Annotated in this window: 1 protein-coding gene; it reads right to left on the bottom strand. The window is 47.4% G+C overall.

The window, feature by feature from the left end; translation table 11 throughout:
* Nucleotides 1-139: 139 nt before the first annotated feature.
* Entirely contained in the window at nucleotides 140-1,054 is a 915-nt protein-coding gene (locus BZG73_RS15875; protein ID WP_046075023.1) for a hydrogen peroxide-inducible genes activator, read from the bottom strand.
* Nucleotides 1,055-1,160 lie beyond the last annotated feature (106 nt).

Here is a 1,160-nt window from a genome sequence, read left to right as displayed (position 1 = left end):
ACAAAAAGCAGCCCCCTGGGGTGCTGCTTTTTTCGTGATAATAATCCAACGGCTTCGGTGTCATTTTCAACGCCCTCAAACAGACAATCATGCTGCAAAAAGGCAAAAATATCAGTGTAAATCACTTATTTTAGGCTTTTTACTCCCTAGCTGTTGGGGAAAGTAGTCCTGCGACCAGATCAGCAAGCTGGTTAAACGTATTAATCCGACTCGAAGAGGGTCGCCAGACCACTCCTATATCACGGTAGGCCGCTTCTCCCGGCGGCGTTTCTAAATGCACGTCGAGGTTATCAATTAAGCCATGATCAATCGCCATTTGCGGTATAAAGGTCACACCATTGCCGTTTGCGACCATTTGCACCAAGGTGTGTAAGCTGGTTGCCATAAATGGGTTAATCTTCTGTGAGGCCGTCATCTGACAGGCAGAAACAGCATGGTCAGTGAGGCAGTGTTCTCGCTCAAGCAAGAAAACAGATTCATCGGGCAGCGCGTCATAATCGATGGGTAACTCAAGCTGCGCAGCTTGCTTTTGGCTCATCACCATTTTAAACGGATCACGCCCCACCACGCGACGGGTCATGGTGCCAATATCCATTGGCAGCGCGAGGATAAGGATATCCATTTCGCCGTGTTTGAGCGCGGTGAGTAAGTTCGCCGTGGTGTCCTCACGCAACAACAAATCTAAGTTGGGGTAATGTCGGTTGACTTGCTGCACCACATCACATAATAAGAATGGCGCGATGGTAGGGATGCAGCCCAGCCGTACTTTGCCGTGCATAGGATCTGATTTAACTTGCGTTAGCTCCATCAAATCCTGACTGCGCGCTAGGATTTCTCGGCTACGGCGCACCACCTCTTCGCCCATTCCAGTGAGTACCAAGGTTTTATTGTCACGCTCAATGAGCTGAGCACCAATCAGATCCTCGAGGTTTTGGATCCCAGCGCTCAAGGTCGACTGGCTCACAAAACACAATTTCGCCGCTTCGCCAAAATGCCGCGTTTCGGAGAGGGTAACCAGATAGTGTAGCTGCTTTAAAGACGGATATTTGTTCATACAGTCATATTTTAAACAATCGTATTTTTCGATTATTACAATCTATTAATTCCACTTTTTTCAATCTAACAAGTTAGCTATAGTTTGTCTCGCTTATATAGGAACC

It is taken from the genome of Salinivibrio siamensis (assembly GCF_001996005.1).
Classification (GTDB): Bacteria; Pseudomonadota; Gammaproteobacteria; order Enterobacterales; family Vibrionaceae; genus Salinivibrio; species Salinivibrio siamensis.
Note: the sequence above shows the minus strand (reverse complement) of the source record. Positions and strands in the feature narration are given on the sequence as shown.